Origin of the sequence: Cohaesibacter sp. ES.047 (genome assembly GCF_900215505.1) — a bacterium.
Classification (GTDB): Bacteria; Pseudomonadota; Alphaproteobacteria; order Rhizobiales; family Cohaesibacteraceae; genus Cohaesibacter.
This window is the reverse complement of sequence record NZ_LT907844.1, coordinates 301663-320007: the sequence shown is the minus strand read 5'-3', so window position 1 is coordinate 320007 and position 18345 is coordinate 301663. Positions and strand designations below refer to the sequence as shown.

Here is an 18345-nt window from a genome sequence, read left to right as displayed (position 1 = left end):
TAGTGTCACCATCAAGACAGGCAGTGCAAGTCCGGCTAACCGGTTTGCTCAGATGTTTATGTTGCAATGCAGCATAAAGTGTGTTGCAATAGGAAGGACGAGGCGTTTCTTAGCCAAAAGGCCTAGGTTATCCGCCTGTTTCGACGGTTGGGTGGCAATTACAATATTGCCATGCACAATCAACGAAGACGCAGACGCAGACGCGGCTGTTCAGGGGAGCCGATCACGACCCCGAATGCTTGCAAAGCTTGATCGGCTATCCTGCGCGATTGACAACGGACATGATGGAAAACGCAATGACAAATCGCCCATTTTCTTACGGCGCTTGGTTTGACCCGAACAAGTTCGATCTCAATGCGTTCGATCCCAAGACCCTGTTCTCTGGTCTGCCTTTCTATGATGCCTTCGATTTCAGCGACATGACGGAGCTGGACATGTCCATGCTTCCCATGCCCGTTTACCAGATGTACGAGTGGAACCATGCGATGCTCAGTCCATGGCGGGCTGCGGCCGATGCAACGCGGGTCTTCATGCAAAACCCGGTCAACCCGCTCTCCCAAACGCCATGGGGCAAGACGATGGCCGCCGTGGCAGAGCTGTTCGAGCGCACCACACGCCGCTATGGCAAACCCGAATTCGGCATTCATGAGGTCTCGATCGATGGTCAGGCGACCTCGGTGCATGAAAAGACCGTCTGGCGTCACCCCTTCTGCAATCTCATCCATTTTGAGCGGATGCTGCCTGCCGGACACGGCAAGGACCCCAAGCTATTGATCGTCGCGCCGATGTCTGGCCACTATGCAACGCTTCTGCGCGGCACGGTCGAGACGATGCTGCCCAATCACGAGGTATACATCACCGATTGGATCGATGCCCGCCTCGTGCCGTTGCAGGACGGCGAGTTCGGGCTCGATGACTATATCGACTATATTATCGACATGCTGCATTATCTGGGACCCAACACTCATGTCATGGCTGTTTGCCAGCCTTCTGTGCCAGTCATGGCTGCGGTTGCTCACATGAACGCGGCAGATGATCCGCGGACACCGGCATCCATGATCCTGATGGGCGGCCCGATCGACACGCGCATTTCGCCCACCGCCGTCAATGATTATGCCAACAGCAAGGGCATCGACTGGTTCCGCAACAATGTCATCCTGCCCGTTCCCTTCCCTCATGCCGGTTTTGGCCGGCGGGTTTACCCCGGTTTTCTGCAATTGGGCGGCTTCATGGGCATGAATCTGGATCGCCATGTCAGCGCCCATCAGGAATTTTACAATCATCTGGTGGTTGGGGATGGCGACTCGGCCGAGAAGCATCGTGACTTCTATGACGAATATCTCGCGGTCATGGACATGACTGAGGAATTCTATCTCGAGACGTTGCAAACTGTCTTCATCGAGCATGCCCTGCCTGATGGCAAGATGACCTATCGCGGCAACCGCATTGACGCGTCAGCCATCACCAAGACCGCCTTGATGACGATTGAAGGCGAAAAGGACGACATCACCGGCACCGGCCAGACCAAGGCCGCTCATGCGCTGTGTTCCGGATTGGAAGAGGCGATGAAGGTTCATTACGACCAAGAGGGCGTCGGACATTATGGTGTCTTCAACGGCTCACGCTTTAGGTCCGAGATTGCGCCGCGTGTTTCCGATTTCATCCGCACCCATGATCAAGAGCGCGCATAGCGCAGACATCAAGGCCACAGTCTCTGTTTCCCTTAGCCGCGATTAGCCATGGTCTATGGCTGATGCGCCGATCGCTATCGGAGCCTGTTCTGCTTGTTCGGGTTGTGGCTTGCGGGCCGGCGGCGTCGATTGGGCCTGATTGTCATCGAATATCATCCGGGCCGACTGGATTTCGGCATGGTGGTGAAACACCCAATCCCCCAGCGCCATGATTGGCTCGGCGAAGGAATGGCCAAGATCGGTCAAGGCATATTCCACGGCGGGTGGCACAGTCGGATGAACCGTCCGGCTCACCAGTCCATCCCGTTCCAGTGTTCTGAGAGTCAGCGTCAGCATGCGCTGCGAAATGCCGGCAACCGAACGTTTGAGGACGCTGAAGCGCATCGGGCCATCCCTGAGCATGATGATCACCAGCACGGTCCATTTGTCACCCAGCCGCGAGAGCAATTCGCGCACCGTGCTGCATTTGGCGTGATCATATTGTTTGTTCATGCGCCTTCCTCCGTCGCCATTCTGTAACTAGGTATCAAATTTGTGCCTGCTTGCATGGATGTTGTGGTTCCGTATATAGGCATAGTTACGAATAGTTACCACGGGCTGCTTCCTCCCGCCAGCCCATGAGCGATGGCCAACGGCCATGAGCACAAAGCGAAGAAGGCAAAGACGTGTATATTGAAAAACTGAACTGGCGCTATGCTGCCAAGAAAATGAATCCCTCCAAACCAGTCCCGCAGGAAAAGGTTGATCGCATTGTAGAAGCGGTGCGCCTCGCGCCGACCTCAAGCGGACTGCAGCCGTTTGAGCTTCTGGTGATTACCAATCCCGAGCTGCGCGCAAAAATCTGCGAAGCCGCCTATGGTCAGGCCCAGATCACCGATGGGTCTCATTTGCTGGTCTTCGCCGCTTGGGACAACTACACGGCGGATCGGATCAACGGCATGTTTGATCTGGTGAACGAAGAACGCGGGTTCGCCGATGAAGGTTGGGAAGCCTATCGTCAGCGGCTCCTTGCAGGCTATGTGCCGCGTGATGAGGCCGTGAATTTCGAGCATACGGCCCGTCAGGCCTATATTGGTCTGGGGGTCGCCTTGATGGCCGCGGCCTTTGAAGAGGTGGATTCCACCCCGATGGAAGGCTTTGATGCAGACAAGCTTGATGAGATCCTCGATCTGAGGGCCCGCGGTTTGCGCTCGGTCAGCATTCTGCCGCTTGGCTATCGCGATAAAGAAGGCGACTGGCTGGTCAATCTGAAAAAGGTTCGTCGGCCTTCTGAGGATTTTGTCACGACGCTCGATTGAGCTTCTTGGCGTATAACATCAGATAAAGTGGCAACAAGCCCCGGATCCAGTCCGGGGCTTTTTTGTTGCAAAAAGCGACGGGAAGGGCGGAAAACTGCTTGAGCAGCGAAAGGTCGCATGGTTTCTCCCGCTTTGGGATGGGAATTGCCGCGATCTTTTTTCCAAAGGAACTGCGACAAAATCGCGATTTGGACCAGATTTCGATCAAAATAGCCCTCTTGACGGAGCAACGGTAAGATTGGCTGCGATTTCAAGAGTGAAAGGGTGAAATAAATTTCAAACAAATTCTCTTGAACACGGATGAATACTTCACCACCTCTTGCAGTGTGAGAGCGCATCGGGTTTTGAAAAAGGCGAAGACTCGAAACTCGATGTAGAAAATGAATGTAATTCCAACCGAAAGGAAGACAATGTCACAGATTAGAGCTGCCAAGTCATCTTGGAAAATCCAGCATGTGGGTTTGATGATACTTGGTTTTGTTTTCTTCTGGCCGCTTGGTCTTGCTATGTTGGCCTACATGATCTGGGGTGAAGAAATGCGAGAACTTTTCAAGGATTTCAAAACACGAGTGGACCAGGAGTTCAAAGGATCGAAATGCGGCCAGCGTCACAGACACTATCGACGCGGCGGTTTCGAACCGACGGGCAATGTGGCCTTTGACGAATATCGCAAGGCAGAACTGCAGCGTCTCGAAGAGGAACGTCGCAAGCTCGAAGCAGAACGGGCTGAATTCGAAGACTTCCTCACCGAACTGCGGCGCGTGAAGGACAAGGAAGAGTTCGACCGCTTCATGGCGGCGCGGCACAATTCCAATCCAACCGCTCCGTCCGAAGGGGCCCCCTATAACGATCAGGGAGCATAACCTTCGGCGAAAGCCACCCAAGTCCTTGTCTCAAGGCACACACCATATGAACAAAAGGGCGGGACCTTGACTCCCGCTTTTTGTTTGTCTGCAGTGCGGTTGTGCCGCTCTGCCATCGCCAGCTATTCATTTCGCTCATGCAACAGATGAGCCACCGGCGTATTCTTCCTACTTGCAAAATTTGCAGAAAAGAGCCATTTTCTTTTTGGTCCGTACAGAATGCATCTTTGCAGTGTCTGTAAGGGCCTTGTTCTCGGGGCGGGGTGAAAGTCCCCACCGGCGGTAAAGGAGCCTGTCTCTGAAGCCCGCGAGCGCATTCTTGCTCTCCGCAAGGATGGTCAGCAGATCCGGTGTGATTCCGGAGCCGACGGTTACAGTCCGGATGAAAGAGAATGTGACAGCCACCAATCCCTTGCCGAAAATCCGGCGAGCGCGAAGACCTGTCATTTCGTCCTGATTCACTTTGGCTGTGCTCGCCATGCCTTTTGCTGGCAGCCTTTTTTCGGAAAGCGAAATGAATCAGATTTCCCAAACTGCACTTCCTCAGCCGCCGCTGATCAATTCGGGCGCCTTTATGGGCGCCATCTACATGATCTGTGCCGGTTTATCCTTTGCGTTGGTCAATCTGGCCACGCAATATCTGACCATGAGTCTTGGCGTGACCTCGCCCGTTGTTGCCTTCGGGCAATATTTTGCTGCTCTGCTCTTCAGCCTGCCATGGCTGTTGAAGGTGGGGATCCGGGCGGCCCGCACCAATGCAACCGGCAAGCATTTGCTGCGTGTCATCTTTGCCGTGCTCGGGGTTCAGGCCTGGGTCGCCGGGCTTGCGCATGTGCCGATCTGGCAGGGCATTGCGCTCATCATGACGTCACCTTTTTTTGTCACCCTTGGTGCGCATCTGATCTTGAAAGAGAAAATCGGCATCCATCGCCTCGCCGCGACGATTCTCGGCTTTGTCGGTGGCATGATCATTCTGGCGCCGTGGTCCGATAGCTTCAGCTTCTATGCCCTTTGGCCCGTGGTGGCCGCCATCTTCTGGGCGGGCACATCCCTGTTGACCAAGACCCTGACAGGAAACGAGGCGCCCGAAGCGGTTACCCTCTATCTGCTGTTGTTCATGACGCCGTTCAATGGATTGCTCGCCGTTGGCAGCGGCTTTGCCATGCCGGGCATGGATGCCATAGCGATCATTGGTCTGTCGGGCTTTTTCGTGCTGCTGTCTCAATGGCTGATCGCCCGCGCCTATTCGAGCGCCGATGCCGCCTATGTACAGCCCTTCGATCACGTCAAGTTGCCGTTCAATGTTGCTGCTGGCTGGATCGCCTTTGGCTTTGCGCCAGTCGGACAATTCTGGCTCGGGGCATTGCTGATCGTTGCCGCCTCCCTCTACATTTTGCATCGAGAGACACGCCTCTATCGAGGACCTACGGGAGCAGCAGCTGCTGCAATCTGATAATGCAAAAAGGCCCGCTGAGCGGGCCTTTTTCTCGTTTGGCGGTAGTCAAACACGATCAGTCAAACAGCATCAGTGGATCCGACGTGCCAGTCCAGAAGCCGCTTTCCGGCTTCTTGGCCGTTACTTCAATCTCGATCTTCATTTCAGGGCGCAACAACTCGCAGATAATCAGAGTTGCTGCGGGTCGGATGTCACTCAGATATTTGCCGAAAATGGGAAAAGCCTCGTCCGCATAGGCGCGGGATGTCACGAAATAGCGGATGCGGACAATGTCCGACAGCTCGAAACCGGCCTCGCCAAGGGTTTTCTTGATCGTCGAAAAACAATTATGCGTCTGCGCCGTCAGCGTTTCCGGCATGACCATCGTATCATAATTATACCCGGTCGTGCCGGATACGAAGCACCAGTCTCCATCCACGATTGCCCGGCTGTAGCCTGCTTCGGCTTCCATGCTCGACCCTGTCGAAATCATCTGGCGAACCATGTCCCGCTCCTTCTGTTCTTCGCAATCTTAGTCGCTATAAGTAACCTCATCCCGCTTGACGAGCAAAGCCAAATCAAGGCCAATACAATCAACTTTGTTCCGCGGAGTTTCAACCGGTGAAGGGGGCTGCTTTGGTGCCGTTGCGCCAAAGGCAGGATCAGAACGACATGATTGGGCAAGATATGAGCAACGAGGCCGCTTTCTCTCTCGAAAGCCACTGGATTGATGACGGCAGCAAAACGGGACAGATGCACCTGTCATTGGCCTCCGCTGAAGGGCTTGAGCTCACCCCGCGGCACATCCTTGCGTTCACCGCGATAACCCGTATTCCGCCGGGCACGGATGTGACCGGAGCCCGGTTCGTCAGCCGCACGGCGAACTATCACGAACTGGCCCCGGAAAAGACCGTGATGGTTGGGCCGGATACGCCTTGGCGGATCAATATCCCGGTTCTGTCGCACCGGCCTGCTCATTGTACCGACGGTCCGAAATCCGCTTTCATCCTTTGCCCTGACGGCGAGACGATCCCGGTTGACTGCGCGCCGCTCGCCCCTGAGGGGGAGCAAGCTGCGCCCGCGGAACTGACGCGTGTCCACCCCGAAGCGGGCGAGGGGACCTGCCCCGAACGGCTGGGCCTGATACCCATGGCCAAGGAGGTGGCGGTAGAACGCTGGTCGGAAGTGGCTCCTGCGAGCTTGAGTGTCGCTGAGTGGAGCGAGGCGATCGAAACCGTCAATGCGCTGTTTGGGCGCATTTTCCCGAACGAATTCTGGCCTTTTCGGACCGATTCTGCCGGAGTGCTGCTGGAGGTTGTCGAAGCCTCGCCTGATGGGCTGAAATCGACGGAAGGCTATCGCCTCGACTTTTCACACGCCACCGTTACCCTCACAGCAACCGGCCCGGGCCTGCACTATGGCCTCATTGCTCTTGCCCAGATCTGGCGGGCCGCCCGCACCGAGCCGGAAAGCTTCCATTTTCCGCTTGAGGGGTATCTGTCCGATGAACCCGCTCATGATTGGCGCGGCATGCATCTGGATGTCTCCCGTCAGATCTACACCAAGGACTCCATTCTCGACTTTCTCGATCGGCTGGCATGGCACAGGCTCAACCGCTTCCATTGGCACCTGACCGACGACGAGGGCTGGCGCTTTGAAAGCAAACTCTACCCGCAACTCACCCAAGTCGGCGCATGGCGCGGCCATCGCTTGCCCCTGTTGCCCCAGCATGGCTCGGGGGCGGCGCGGCATGGTGGCTTTTTCAGTCAGGCAGACATCAAGGAGATCCTTGATCACGCCACCAGTCTCAGCATTGAAGTTGTGCCGGAGATCGACGTGCCGGGCCATTGTTACGCGGCGCTCGTCTCGGTTCCCGAGCTGGTCGATCCCAGTGCCATGGCGGGTGGGGTTTCGGTGCAGGGGTATGTCAACAATGCCCTCAATCCCGGATTGTCGGCCACATGGCAGTTTCTGGAGCGCATATTCGGGGAGCTCAGTGATCTCTTCCCCGGTCGCTATATCCATATGGGCGGCGATGAGGTGGCTGACGCGGCATGGGCCGGATCGCGTGCAGCAGAAAGCTGGGCCCGCGCCAAAGGCCATGTCGATGCTGCAGGCAATCCCGACAGCATGAAGATGCAGGCCGCGCTTTTGCGGTTCGTCTCCGACAGGCTCGTCTCGGCCGGTAAGGTGCCGATGGCTTGGGAGGAAGCCGCAAAGGGCGGCGGACTTGATCCGGAAGAGACAATCCTCATGGCATGGATGAAAGCGCAAAGCGGTCCAGAGCTCGTCGCCAAGGGCTACCGCGTCGTCATGTGTCCGGGTGAAGCCTATTATCTCGACATGGCCCAGTCGGATGATTGGCATGAGCCGGGCCTTAGTTGGGCGGGCACCTCTTCGCCGCAACAGACCTACGATTTCGATCCGCTGGCGGACTTTGACGATACCTCACGGGTCTTGGGGCTGCAGGGATGCATCTGGAGCGAAAATCTGGTGTCGCGCTCCTTGTTCAATCACATGGTTTTCCCGCGCTTTTCTGCCATTGCAGAGAGTGCCTGGACGCGACCCGAGCACAAACGCTGGCAAAGCTTTGCCGCGCGCCAGAGCCTGATCCAGACAATGCCGCCAACCGAAGGCTGACGGCATATCTCAAGGCTTGCGGACGGTGGATTGTCGCACGGTCTGGCGATAGCGCTTATCACTGCACCCGGTTGGTTTCATATTGCCCGGTTGAGCGATAGCTCCACAAATAGGTCGGAATCACCGCCTCGATGGCCATTGGATTGATGTCCAGTCCTTCGAAGGTGCGCCCTTCGGCCTTGGCAAGATCCGAGACCACATTGTCGAACTTGAGCAGTGTCACCTGATCGCTGGTCAGCGGCGGCGTCAAGGGGAGCCGCTCAAAGACCGATCCCATGGCATGGGCTGCCCAGAAAGGGATGGGCATCAACAGCCGCTGATGGTGTGTGACGGCCATCATCATTTCCAGCAATTCCTTGAAGGTCTTGACCTCCGGGCCGCCCAGTTCATAAGTGGCACCGGGCGTCAGCAATCCATCGACACCGCGCGCAATGACATTGGCGACATCGCCGACAAAGGCTGGCTGGAATTTCGTCTTGCCACCGCCGACCAGCGGTAGGAACGGCGAAAGCCGGCTCATTTCAGCGAATTTATTGAAGAAATTGTCTTCCGTGCCAATCAGCAGAGAGGGGCGCACGATCACCGCGCCGGGGACCGCTGAAAGAGCGGCGATCTCGCCGTTGGCCTTGCTCCGGGCATAGTCTGAGGGCGACTCCTCCGACGCGCCGATGGCGGAAATCTGAACCAGCTTTGAAATGCCAGCCCGGGCCGTCGCCTCGGCAATGGTCTGGGCTCCGATGTGCTGAACTGCGTCAAAGCTCTGCTTGCCGGCTTGATGCAGAATGCCGACCAGATTGACGACCGCCTCTGCGCCTTCAACAGCGCGCGCAACGGAGTTTGCATCCCGCAAGTTGGCCTGCATCGGCATGACTTGGCCGACATTTCCCAGCGGCTGCAGGAAGCCGGCAAGATCTGGCCGCCGCACGGCAACGCGAATCCGGTAGCCCTTGAGGGCCAGAGCTCGAACCACATGGCGCCCCAGAAAACCGGAGCCTCCGAATACCGTGACGATCCCGCCTGTAGACTTGTTCATCAATGTCTCCCTGTGCTCATTCTGGCGCTCGGCCTGTTCCCGTCCGTTGCATCCGTGAACACCATTATGCTCCACCATCTTGATACCTATCAGTGAAGACGAAAAAGGACTCATATTCAACCATTTCGCTGATAAAAGCGACGTTGATCTCAATGCATGGAAGCTTTTCCGGTGCGATCGGCCTGCGTATGAAGCGGTTGTGCGGGCTGTTGCAGATAGGCTCAAGCGAGCCTTCAAAGGCACCCATGAAATTGAAGTTGCGACATATTTCATTTTTGTACGTTGCCGCACATCTAATCCCTTGTCTGCTCAAGAGAAAGGCTGTGCAAGCCGGTTTTCCAAGGCTCTGTGTCACAATCCTCTTTTATGATGTGAATTGTGCACTTTTTCCAATTCTTTAGATTGACATTGACCATGTCACGCCGTAAAAACCGCCTCACATCTGAGATTGCCCAGGTGGCGGAACTGGTAGACGCGCTAGCTTCAGGTGCTAGTTTCTGTATGGAAGTGGAGGTTCGAGTCCTCTCCTGGGCACCATTTACTCACTTAAGCCATTGTTTTCGCTCCAGCTTTTAGCAACCGCTAGGAGCCGTAGACCATGTCGGAGACCATTTCACACCCGTTTACCTTCGTGAAATCTGGCGTTTTTTACTTTACCCGCCGCATCCCCAAAGAGCTTCAATCTCACTACACATCTCGTCGGATAGCCTATTCACTCCGAACGAGGTCTCCACGTATCGCAGACGCCAGAGCCAGAAGAGCGGCTGATCAACTCGATGAGTATTGGTATCAGTTGCGGTGCCAAGACAGAGAGTTGCCTGGCAAACACCTGCTGCGCCTGCAAGGAGACGTCGGAACGCGGCCCGCTGATGTTTCACCTGTCCTTCCCTCCACATTTGTCTGTTTGTCAGAAGCCGTCGGGATATACCTGAAGCTGAAAGGAAAGGGGCGTCCTGCCACCTTCCACCGTGCTGCAGAAAGAGCCTGCGGCTACGTCATTGACGCCTGTGGAGATAAGCCTCTCGATACATACACCAAGGCAGACGCAAACGCCTTTCGGGACTCCTTGATCAAGCGTGAACTCGCAGGCAGCAGTATCACACGGGTCTTTGGAACCGTGAGGGCTGTCACCAACTTTGCCGCTAGCGAACTGGGCCTGACAATCAACAACCCATTCTCTGGCGTTTATTACGACCGGTCGGCAGGGGTCTCAGACCGAACGCCGGTTCCTCCTGAAGCCGTTACCATTGTGCAAGCCAAGAGCCGTCGTCTTGACGATGATCTGCGCTGGCTTGTTTCTCTTGTGTCCGACACGGGAATGCGTTTGGCTGAAGCCGTTGGAATGACGCGAGACGATATCGTAAGAGCTGACGACGGTTCTCTCTTTGTGCGTGTTCGACCACACCCTTGGCGTCGCCTCAAAACAAAAGGCAGTGAGCGGGAAGTTCCACTTGAAGGGGAAGCCAGATGGGCGGCATTGCGCATCCTTAGCCAGGATACAGCATCAAAGTTCGCTTTTCCCCGCTACAACACATCGGATACGACAAACGCGAACTCCGCTAGCGCTGCTTTGAACAAATGGTTGAAGGAATACGTGCCTGAAGGATGTTCAATGCACAGTTTCCGCCATTCGATGAGAGATCGCCTCAGAGCAGTTGAATGCCCAGCCGACATTGTTGATCAAATTGGCGGGTGGCAGACTGACGGGGTCGGCCATGGGTATGGTTCGGGATATCCGCTGGAGGTGCTCAGGAAGTGGATGAAGGCCATAACGGGAGCCGACATGGTCTACGGCTCCTAGCGGTTGCTAAAAGCTGGAGCGAAAACAATGGCTTAAGTGAGTAAATGGTGCCCAGGAGAAGCGGGATTTTGTGTTCTATTCCCGTTACAGGCACCTACACAGCAGGTAACTCCAGCAAAACAAGGGATAACCGGTGGCTTGAGCATCTGTCAACAGGCGTCAGCGGGTCTACGGTTTGGTCTACGGCATCGTGGCTGCCTGGGAGACCTCCTTGCCTTGATCAACGAGCAGCCCACACGAGCGTTCAGTTCCCCCACAGCGACAAGCTTTGGAAGGCACCTGCTCCGACACTTAAGAAGGCTTGGCTTCACTGAGAGAGCGCCCCAGGGCCATGGGGGAATGTTCGAACGTCCAGCATATAGATAGGGCGCTCACATTTTTGACCCCAATAGCTCATGGGATGGTGGGGGCTGGATTGGTGTCTAGGTGGTGACGCACTCACACACCCTAAATCGGATAAGCGCGGGGGGCTGGAGCGACCAGGCTGGATAGACGTGAAGTGAACTCTCAGGTCAGCAGCGGTGAGCGTGTAGTGGGTCGCGAGGGGAGTCTTGGTTCGTAGCTATGGATGTGTGTGGGGTGTTGGGGTATGGGAACGCTTCACAAGCGCTGATCCGCCATGTCGAGCCGTTGCAGAAGAATACCATAACGATTCGTTCGGGTATTCGCGGCAATCCCAACAAAACTGTCATTTCCGAAGGTGGCCTTTACGCCCTGAGGCTTGATATCGACGGCGAGCCTTGGTTCGTCGCCAAGGATGTCTGTGATGTGCTGGGATACACACATACTGGGACTGCCCTGCGTAGCCATGTCGATCCTTCCCAACAGAATACAGTGTCAATTCGACACGGTATTCGCGGCAACCCCAACAAAGCTGTCATTTCCGAAGGTGGTCTTTACGCTCTGGTCCTCGGCTCCAAGCTCCCGCAGGCCATACGCTTCAAGCTCTGGGTCACTGACGTGGTGCTCTTGGTTGTCGCTAGATGTCCTGTGCGACGCCCTGCCATTGAGGGGATGCGCGAACGCCCCAGCGTTTGATAGGGCGCTCACAGTTTTTAGCCAGGAACATCCGCGATGCAGGTTGAGCCAGCAATAGGCTCGAATGCGGACTTCTTCTTCGCCAGAGCATTGGAGTAGCGTCCGTTCCCTTGGGTGACCTCTTCTAGCCCCAGGTCATCGAGAGCTATTTTGAAGCTGTCGTGTTTGCGGACGCGCTTGTTAAAGTTGGAAATGTCCTTCACGCCAAGTTGTTTCCGGAGGTCTTTGTAAAGATAGGTGCCATCTGGATTCTCGGCGAAATAGGCCTCGATCTGTCTGATCGCATCAGCAACCCACCCCTTCAGCTTCACCTTCGCTGGCTTCCAGGTCGTGATCTGGCAACCCGGAAAGACCTTGGGCAGGAACGCGCGGGCACCTGAACAGGGTGGGGCTATGATGTATGCATTGCAAACCCCACACTCATTGCCGGAACCCTGCCTAACATAAGAGCGACACAAGGCTTGCAAGATGTGATGCATGTGTTCGCCAGCCTGGACTTGTGACACCACGGTCGCAGCAATGGCCTGGTCATTTGGGGTGCCACTGCAATGCCGTGCCGTCATCTCATAGTCAGTTTCAGGGTAGTTATTCAAGCTGGCAAGGATCACGTTCTGGATGTGGCGGAAGTCATTTGTTCCCTGATGCTTACCCCAATTCAGGAACTGTACCCGACCCGCATCCGAGATCAGTAACTCCTTGATGCGTTCTGGTGTCCTCCCACCAATAGCGCCCTTGAGATAGATAACCAGCCATTCCTCGTCGGGTTTGCTGTCGATCAGCTGGGCGACCTCCTGAGCCAAGGTGTCACCATTCTTCAACCAAGCGTCCTTGCCGGACCCCTTGTGCATGATACCAATCGTAAGGTTGCGATAATTCCTGGCAACTGAAGGCAACTTCACGAGATTTCCTTTGGACTTTCCCAACAGGTCATAGCTTGATCTGACACGCCCTGAAGCGTCAAGAATCACAATCGGTGCCAAGTCATCGGGTATTGCGTCTCGGTTGTTGAGCGCGGAAATGACAGAGGAACCTTTGCGGGGTGGGCGAAGAAGCACATGCCGCCCTGAGAGGGCATATATCGTGTCCAGGAGTGAAGCCTGTTTCGGTCCAAGCCCTCGTTTTGCGGACCAGCGGCAAACCTTGGTAACATTCTCAACGTCAGGCCAAGTGAAGATGCCTGAAGCACCGATAGAGACCAACTCCATCTCCAAACCCGTGACAAACTCAGCCAGAACAGGATGGGATGGTCTCAACGGGTCACGCAAAGAAGCGAGCTGATCGGTGTTGACTGAGATGACTTCGCTGAACACCATTGCTTCGTCCCAAACTCGGACAACACGCGCCTTACCTTGGTAGTGGAAGACATCTGCGTCGCTAAAGCTGTTATCACGGCAACGACTCTTGACCATGGCGTGGGTCGTGAGCAAGACACGGGCTTCGTTTGGTGGTGTGCAGCTCAAGCGATTGACACCTTCTTCGGAGGTGAAGACCGCATAGTCTGCGGGATGAAGCTTCAACTCTTTAGCGACCCTGACAATCTCCTCATGGCGTGAGAAGCAAAGAAGAGCCGAAGCACCGCTGTGCTGTTCAGACCTCACGAGTTCTCGTATGAAGTGAACCATAGCTGTGGTCTTCCCGACACCAGGATCGAGACTGGATAAGAAGAAGTTGGGGGAGGCAGCCCCTTCAGCCATAGCTACCATTGTCGCGACCAGTTCACGCAGCGCCTCTTCAACATCCTGCTGTGTGGTCCCCCCTCCACGTTTCTCCAGTTCAGTGATCAGGGAAGAGGTGGTGGTGTCAGCCAAGCTGTAGCTGGTACAATCTCTATATAAAGGCTTTAATGGGTTTTGTACCACTGGGGCGGAGACTGGAGGCGAAGCGCAGCCGTACCCATTGGCCAAAGCGACAGCTTGTGACATGAGCATTCCTTGAAGATTTTGTTTGGAGAGAGGGGATGTTGGGGAGGGTCTATGCCTCACCCGAGAGGCGCAACGACGACGCGTTGGCCGGTGGCTTTTTGATCTGGAGCTTTTGTCTGATCGATGGTGGAACTTAATTCGAGCGGCACCAGAACCCGTCCCCCACAAAGCATCAAAGGGTCTTGACCGCCAGGTGGCTAGGTGCGCTCAACGCTACTCATCACGTTTTGGATTGGCATGTCGATGAACGCAGAGGGCGGGAAGTGTGAAATCACTACGCATCGCATGAAAGATCGAGATGCGCAGGTAGCGGCTCGAGAACTGGCAATGTGAGGCATCAGCAGACATGGTCCGTTCAAAAGTCTGAAGTTTTGAATGGCAATATACTCGCAGGGGACTCAACCTAGATACTATCGACTTCTTTGCAAGCATGGACGTGCTTGGTAAAGTTGCCAAACTTAGAACAGGTTCCGGCCACCCGGAACAATGCAGATGAAAGATTTTGCCAATGTCACCAAATTATTTTTTGGAAAATTCAAGCGTGTCATATGGCCACGTATCTGAGCTAGATATTTCGACCTTTCGTGGGGTCAAGGGACTGAAGTTAAAGGATCTGTCGCGATTCAACTTATTGGTTGGCAGGAACAACTCGGGAAAAACTTCAATTTTGGAGGCCCTGGCATTCGTCCTTTCGAGAGGCGATTTGCTAAGGTTGTTTCGTTCGGTGCGTGAGCGGGACAGCCGCTCTAATGTCGCCCTATCCGGCCCCTATTATCTCATCGACGTGATTCAAGCGATTTTTCCTGCTGCTGGAAACGCGTTTATTGATGAAACCTTTGAAGGAGAAATTTCGCTTTCAGCAACGCTAGGTAGTACGGTGGAATGTGTATGGGCCCGTTGTGTAAAGGAAACTGAAAGGGAGCCTGACCTTGGATTTGTGGAACCGACCTACAACCCAGTTCTCTCATTAAGTATAGGCGGGCAACAGCACGATAAACGAACGAATCAAGCTGTTGTTGTAGATGAATTATCGTATCGGATTAAGGCTGGAGAAAGCCTTTTTCGCTCTTACGAACGTTCACGTAGAATCCTTGCCTACGAATACGTTAGCCCGTATGGACATCGGAATAGCAACAATGCAGAAAGGTTTGCAAAGATCGCTGCTGAAGATAGCAACTTGCGAAATGAAGTTGTCGAGATGCTGGCAAAGTTGGACCCTAGAATCAAAGACTTCATCTATGCACCATTGCCAGGTCGCAGAGGGGGGCGTGTTTTTGTGAACATTGATGGCGAGAATGTTGTCCCTCTTGCCGCCATGGGGGATGGTATTCGTAGGATTTTTAGCCTCGCTGCTTCAATGCAAGCTGCAAAATCTGGCGTTCTACTTTTGGATGAAGTAGAAGCTGCTTTTCATGTGGGTATTCTCAAAAATGTTTATGCGTGGCTAATTGAGGAGGCCCAAAGGCTTGATGTTCAAATCGTGGCGACTTGCCATAGTCTGGAAGCAATTACGGCCCTTGCGGAGGTTACGAGTGATAGACCAGAATTACCATTGAAAGCTTATAGACTTGGACTGAAGGAAGGGCTGGCTTTCCCAATATCTGGACGTGATCTATACTCAATGGTGCTTGAAAGTGGGCTCGATATCAGATGATGAGGATGCATCTTCTATTAGTAGAGGGAAGCACCGATTCAGCGCTTGTTACTGCGTTGATGAAATTTCGTGGGTTCACTTCAATTGATGACCTATCTATGGTTCCCAAACCAATGAATAGCCTGTTTCCGAGGCAATTCCCATTAAGGGGCACCCGCCTCAATCGAGTGAACCCATACCCGGAAATATTACACTTGGATGGTGACTACCTCGTTATTCTCAACTGCGGCGGTATAGACTGCATTTCTAGTAAACTAAAGGAAACACTCGCACAAATTATCCCCGATCTGCCTAACTCTGTGTTGGTCATTGTCGACTCTGATGATGTTGTGATTGCGGAGCGCTTTGCCTCGATATGCCAAATTTTATATGACGTTCTGTCTTGTCATCTAGCTAGCATTTCTGAGGACAGAAACATCACTCTTCCCACGGAAGTGGGTGTGATCGGAGAAGGAGACGTCAACATCGGCATCTTCTCTCTCCCCAATAACAGCGATCAAGGAGCTATCGAAAAGCTAATTTTAAGTGGCTTTGAACGGCACAACCCCTTAGTGTATTCTGAGGCAGTGGCATTCGTTGAGGGTATTGCGAAGAAAAATGAACTCGATTGGTCTGATGTTCAGAGTGCAATCGCCGGGCAGGGTGGTGATAAGGCTAAATGTCGAGTAATGTTCAGTGTTATTTCTCCTGATAAAAATATGGATGTTTCACTCTCACAATTAGCGATTGCTAGCTTCTGTGAAAATGAAGCGCCGAAAGCTCTCGCTGATTTTGTGCTGGCTGCGTTAGCAAAGTGATAGGGTCGACAAGCCATCATTGACAACGAAAAATTGTCTGCCCAGAACTGGAAAATGACTGCTCTACAGTCGCCTGATGATTAGGCTAATTGGCAATTAAGAACGAAATATAAGGCTGGGGAATTCTATGACGGACGCCCATTTTCGAGTGCAGGTGGAAAAAGACCACTTAAAGAAACTTGCAAGCGCTGACCCCATCAAGGCGCTATCCGAATTGATCTGGAACTCTGTAGATGCCGACGCCACACGTGTGGACATAGAGATCGATAACGATGACATTGCGATGCGGTCGATCATCGTTCGTGATAACGGTCACGGTATTCCCCACGATGAGATTGAGCAACTCTTCGGCAGCATTGGCGGATCTTGGAAACGTCACGGAAACCGTTCCAAAGGCAAGAAACGTATTCTGCACGGAAAGGAAGGCAAAGGTCGCCTGAAGGCACTGGCACTCGGGCGGTCGGCTGAATGGACCGTTCGCTATCGGAGTGAAGGCGGCAAGCTTCTCGGATATAAGGTGTCACTTCTCAAGGATGATTTGATTGATGTCCGAGTTACAGAGCCTAAGGAAGCCGAGCCCGCGCTCGGTACGGGGGTCGAGGTCCAAGTGTCGGAGCTTGATAAGAACTATCGGTCCCTAGAACCTGCCAATTCGGTGCAGTCGCTGTCTGAGGTCTTCGCACTGTATTTGACCGACTACAAAGACGTGTCAATCTTTGTCGAAACAAACCGGCTAGATCCGAACAAAGCAATCAAAGAAAAAGCCAGTTTTGACTTGGAGCCTTTAGTTGACGGTGAAGGTGGTGACGCCAAATCATACCCAGTAAAGCTCGATTTGATCGAATGGAAGAAATCGACAGAACGCTGGTTTTTCCTTTGTGGACGGCATGGCTTTCCTTTTCAACGCGTCAAGCCACGGTTTCAGGTGCCTGGGTATCAGTTTTCGGTCTATTTGAAATCTAGCTTCATTGACGAGTTGCAGGAGCGTGGCGAACTCGACCTCGCTGAGATGGTTACACCGGCGCTCTCTCACGCTCAGGACGCGGCCATAGAGGTCATCAAGCGTTACTTTGAGAAGAAGGACGCCGCAATCGCTAAGACTGAAATTGAACAATGGAAGGAAGAAGAGGTCTACCCTTATAGAGTTGAACCTCAGTCCTCTGTCGAAGTGGCAGAGCGCAAAGTCTTCGATATCGTTGCGCTGAACGTCAACAAGCACTTGCCAGACTTCAAAGCTCAAAGCTCAAAGAGCAGAGCGTTTCAAATGCGGATGCTCCGGCAAGCCATTGAAAAAGGCCCTGACGAACTACAGCATATCCTCACCGAGGTTCTGGAACTCCCGCAGAAAACCCAGAGGGAAATGTCCAGACTGCTCGAAGAGGCCGATCTTGCCAATGTTATTAGCGCCTCTCGCCTTGTTTCCGATAGGCTAAAGTTTGTCCACGGTTTGGAAGCGTTGATATTTGAAGCCGAGAGCAAAAATCTCCTGAAAGAGCGTAGCCAGCTTCACCGGATGATCGCTGAGGATAATACATGGATATTTGGCGAAGAGTTCAACCTAACGGTGGATGATCAGTCCCTTACCGAAGTGCTACGCAAACACCAAAAGCTGATCGGCACAGAGACCAAGATCGACGCTCCTGTTATACGTGTCGACGGCAAAAAAGGCATCGTTGACCTTATGTTGTCACGTGCAGTCCCCCAAAGCCGCTCTGACGAACGCGAACACTTAGTGGTCGAACTGAAACGACCCAAATGTAAGATCGGTTCGGACGAAATCACGCAGGTTGAGAAATACGCTTTCACCATCGCCAATGATGAACGCTTTAAGTCTGTTAAAACCCGATGGAGCTTTTGGGTCGTATCCAATGATCTCGACGCTTACGCTACCACCAAGACGCGCCAGAAAGATCAGCCACCTGGTCGTGTGTTTATCTCTGATGACGGCAATATTCAGGTTTGGGTCAAAAGCTGGGGAGAAGTGCTCCAAGCCTGCAAAGCACGAATGCACTTTGTTCAGGAACAGCTAAAGGCCAATGTCGATAAAGATACGGCGTTGCTGTATCTGAAAAAGACCTATGACAAATACCTAATCGGGGTAGCTGAAGACCAAGCCGAAGAAGCAGAAGCCGTGGAAATCGATGTCTGAAGAATATGTTTGAAAGAATGCTGC

At 53.7% G+C, this 18345-nt stretch carries 14 protein-coding genes, 1 tRNA gene, 2 pseudogenes and 1 riboswitch; of the genes and pseudogenes, 13 read left to right on the top strand and 4 right to left on the bottom strand.

Features of this window, described 5'->3' with window-relative positions:
- Positions 1 to 434 precede the first annotated feature (434 nt).
- Positions 435 to 1691 carry a polyhydroxyalkanoate depolymerase gene (locus CPH65_RS01380; protein WP_371359444.1) on the top strand — a complete coding sequence of 419 codons (1257 nt, stop codon included), beginning with the start codon at positions 435 to 437 and terminating at the stop codon, positions 1689 to 1691.
- 42 nt (positions 1692 to 1733) lie between these two features.
- Here CPH65_RS01380 and CPH65_RS01375 read toward each other — a convergent pair whose 3' ends face one another.
- A complete protein-coding gene (locus tag CPH65_RS01375) occupies positions 1734 to 2183 on the bottom strand; it encodes a helix-turn-helix domain-containing protein (RefSeq protein ID WP_096171802.1) in 450 nt (149 codons plus the stop codon).
- A gap of 173 nt (positions 2184 to 2356) precedes the next feature.
- Here CPH65_RS01375 and CPH65_RS01370 point away from each other — a divergent pair, with 173 nt between their 5' ends.
- The 3 genes from CPH65_RS01370 to CPH65_RS01355 all read left to right on the top strand — a co-directional run bounded on the left by CPH65_RS01370 (position 2357) and on the right by CPH65_RS01355 (position 5305).
- The gene (locus CPH65_RS01370; protein ID WP_096171801.1) at positions 2357 to 2989 is read left to right on the top strand and encodes an NAD(P)H-dependent oxidoreductase; all 633 of its coding nucleotides are present in this window, start codon (positions 2357 to 2359) and stop codon (positions 2987 to 2989) included.
- 410 nt (positions 2990 to 3399) lie between these two features.
- Entirely contained in the window at positions 3400 to 3852 is a 453-nt protein-coding gene (locus CPH65_RS01360; protein WP_096176157.1) for a DUF2852 domain-containing protein, read from the top strand.
- A 245-nt stretch (positions 3853 to 4097) separates the two neighbouring features.
- A riboswitch (FMN riboswitch) is annotated at positions 4098 to 4250 on the top strand.
- Positions 4251 to 4366: 116 nt separating this feature from the next.
- On the top strand, positions 4367 to 5305 hold the full coding sequence (locus CPH65_RS01355) for a DMT family transporter (protein ID WP_096176156.1): 939 nt from the start codon (positions 4367 to 4369) through the stop codon (positions 5303 to 5305).
- A 58-nt stretch (positions 5306 to 5363) separates the two neighbouring features.
- Here CPH65_RS01355 and CPH65_RS01350 read toward each other — a convergent pair whose 3' ends face one another.
- Entirely contained in the window at positions 5364 to 5792 is a 429-nt protein-coding gene (locus CPH65_RS01350; RefSeq protein ID WP_096171799.1) for a RidA family protein, read from the bottom strand.
- Between the two features lie 167 nt (positions 5793 to 5959).
- Between CPH65_RS01350 and CPH65_RS01345 the strand changes: the two genes are divergently transcribed.
- Positions 5960 to 7927, top strand: coding sequence for a beta-N-acetylhexosaminidase (locus CPH65_RS01345; protein ID WP_096171798.1), 1968 nt, complete (start codon positions 5960 to 5962; stop codon positions 7925 to 7927).
- 58 nt (positions 7928 to 7985) lie between these two features.
- On the opposite strand, the gene CPH65_RS01340 is transcribed toward CPH65_RS01345, so the two are convergent.
- Complete coding sequence (locus tag CPH65_RS01340) at positions 7986 to 8960, bottom strand: complex I NDUFA9 subunit family protein (RefSeq protein WP_096176155.1); 975 nt, start codon at positions 8958 to 8960, stop codon at positions 7986 to 7988.
- A 450-nt stretch (positions 8961 to 9410) separates the two neighbouring features.
- Between CPH65_RS01340 and CPH65_RS01330 the strand changes: the two genes are divergently transcribed.
- From CPH65_RS01330 to CPH65_RS01320, 5 genes and pseudogenes are all read left to right on the top strand, one after another.
- Positions 9411 to 9497 (top strand) — tRNA-Leu (locus CPH65_RS01330).
- Between the two features lie 61 nt (positions 9498 to 9558).
- Positions 9559 to 9747, top strand: a pseudogene (locus tag CPH65_RS24925) (DUF6538 domain-containing protein); the annotation flags it as partial.
- Positions 9748 to 10026: 279 nt separating this feature from the next.
- Positions 10027 to 10761 (top strand): tyrosine-type recombinase/integrase, encoded by a 735-nt coding sequence (locus CPH65_RS24210; RefSeq protein ID WP_197703932.1) that lies wholly within the window; start codon positions 10027 to 10029, stop codon positions 10759 to 10761.
- A 552-nt stretch (positions 10762 to 11313) separates the two neighbouring features.
- Positions 11314 to 11466 (top strand): annotated as a pseudogene (locus CPH65_RS24805) (BRO family protein); the annotation flags it as partial.
- Positions 11452 to 11799, top strand: coding sequence for a Bro-N domain-containing protein (locus CPH65_RS01320; RefSeq protein ID WP_256385217.1), 348 nt, complete (start codon positions 11452 to 11454; stop codon positions 11797 to 11799). The pseudogene CPH65_RS24805 and the gene CPH65_RS01320, both read left to right, overlap by 15 nt.
- A gap of 17 nt (positions 11800 to 11816) precedes the next feature.
- Here the strand turns inward: CPH65_RS01320 and CPH65_RS01315 are convergent, their stop codons facing one another.
- Positions 11817 to 13607 (bottom strand): hypothetical protein, encoded by a 1791-nt coding sequence (locus CPH65_RS01315; protein ID WP_096171794.1) that lies wholly within the window; start codon positions 13605 to 13607, stop codon positions 11817 to 11819.
- Positions 13608 to 14229: 622 nt separating this feature from the next.
- Between CPH65_RS01315 and CPH65_RS01310 the strand changes: the two genes are divergently transcribed.
- The 3 genes from CPH65_RS01310 to CPH65_RS01300 all read left to right on the top strand — a co-directional run bounded on the left by CPH65_RS01310 (position 14230) and on the right by CPH65_RS01300 (position 18321).
- Entirely contained in the window at positions 14230 to 15375 is a 1146-nt protein-coding gene (locus CPH65_RS01310) for an ATP/GTP-binding protein (RefSeq protein WP_096171793.1), read from the top strand.
- Positions 15372 to 16172 carry a DUF3226 domain-containing protein gene (locus CPH65_RS01305; RefSeq protein ID WP_096171792.1) on the top strand — a complete coding sequence of 267 codons (801 nt, stop codon included), beginning with the start codon at positions 15372 to 15374 and terminating at the stop codon, positions 16170 to 16172. The genes CPH65_RS01310 and CPH65_RS01305 overlap by 4 nt, the downstream gene beginning before the upstream one ends.
- Positions 16173 to 16299: 127 nt before the next feature.
- The gene (locus CPH65_RS01300) at positions 16300 to 18321 is read left to right on the top strand and encodes an ATP-binding protein (RefSeq protein ID WP_096171791.1); all 2022 of its coding nucleotides are present in this window, start codon (positions 16300 to 16302) and stop codon (positions 18319 to 18321) included.
- Positions 18322 to 18345 lie beyond the last annotated feature (24 nt).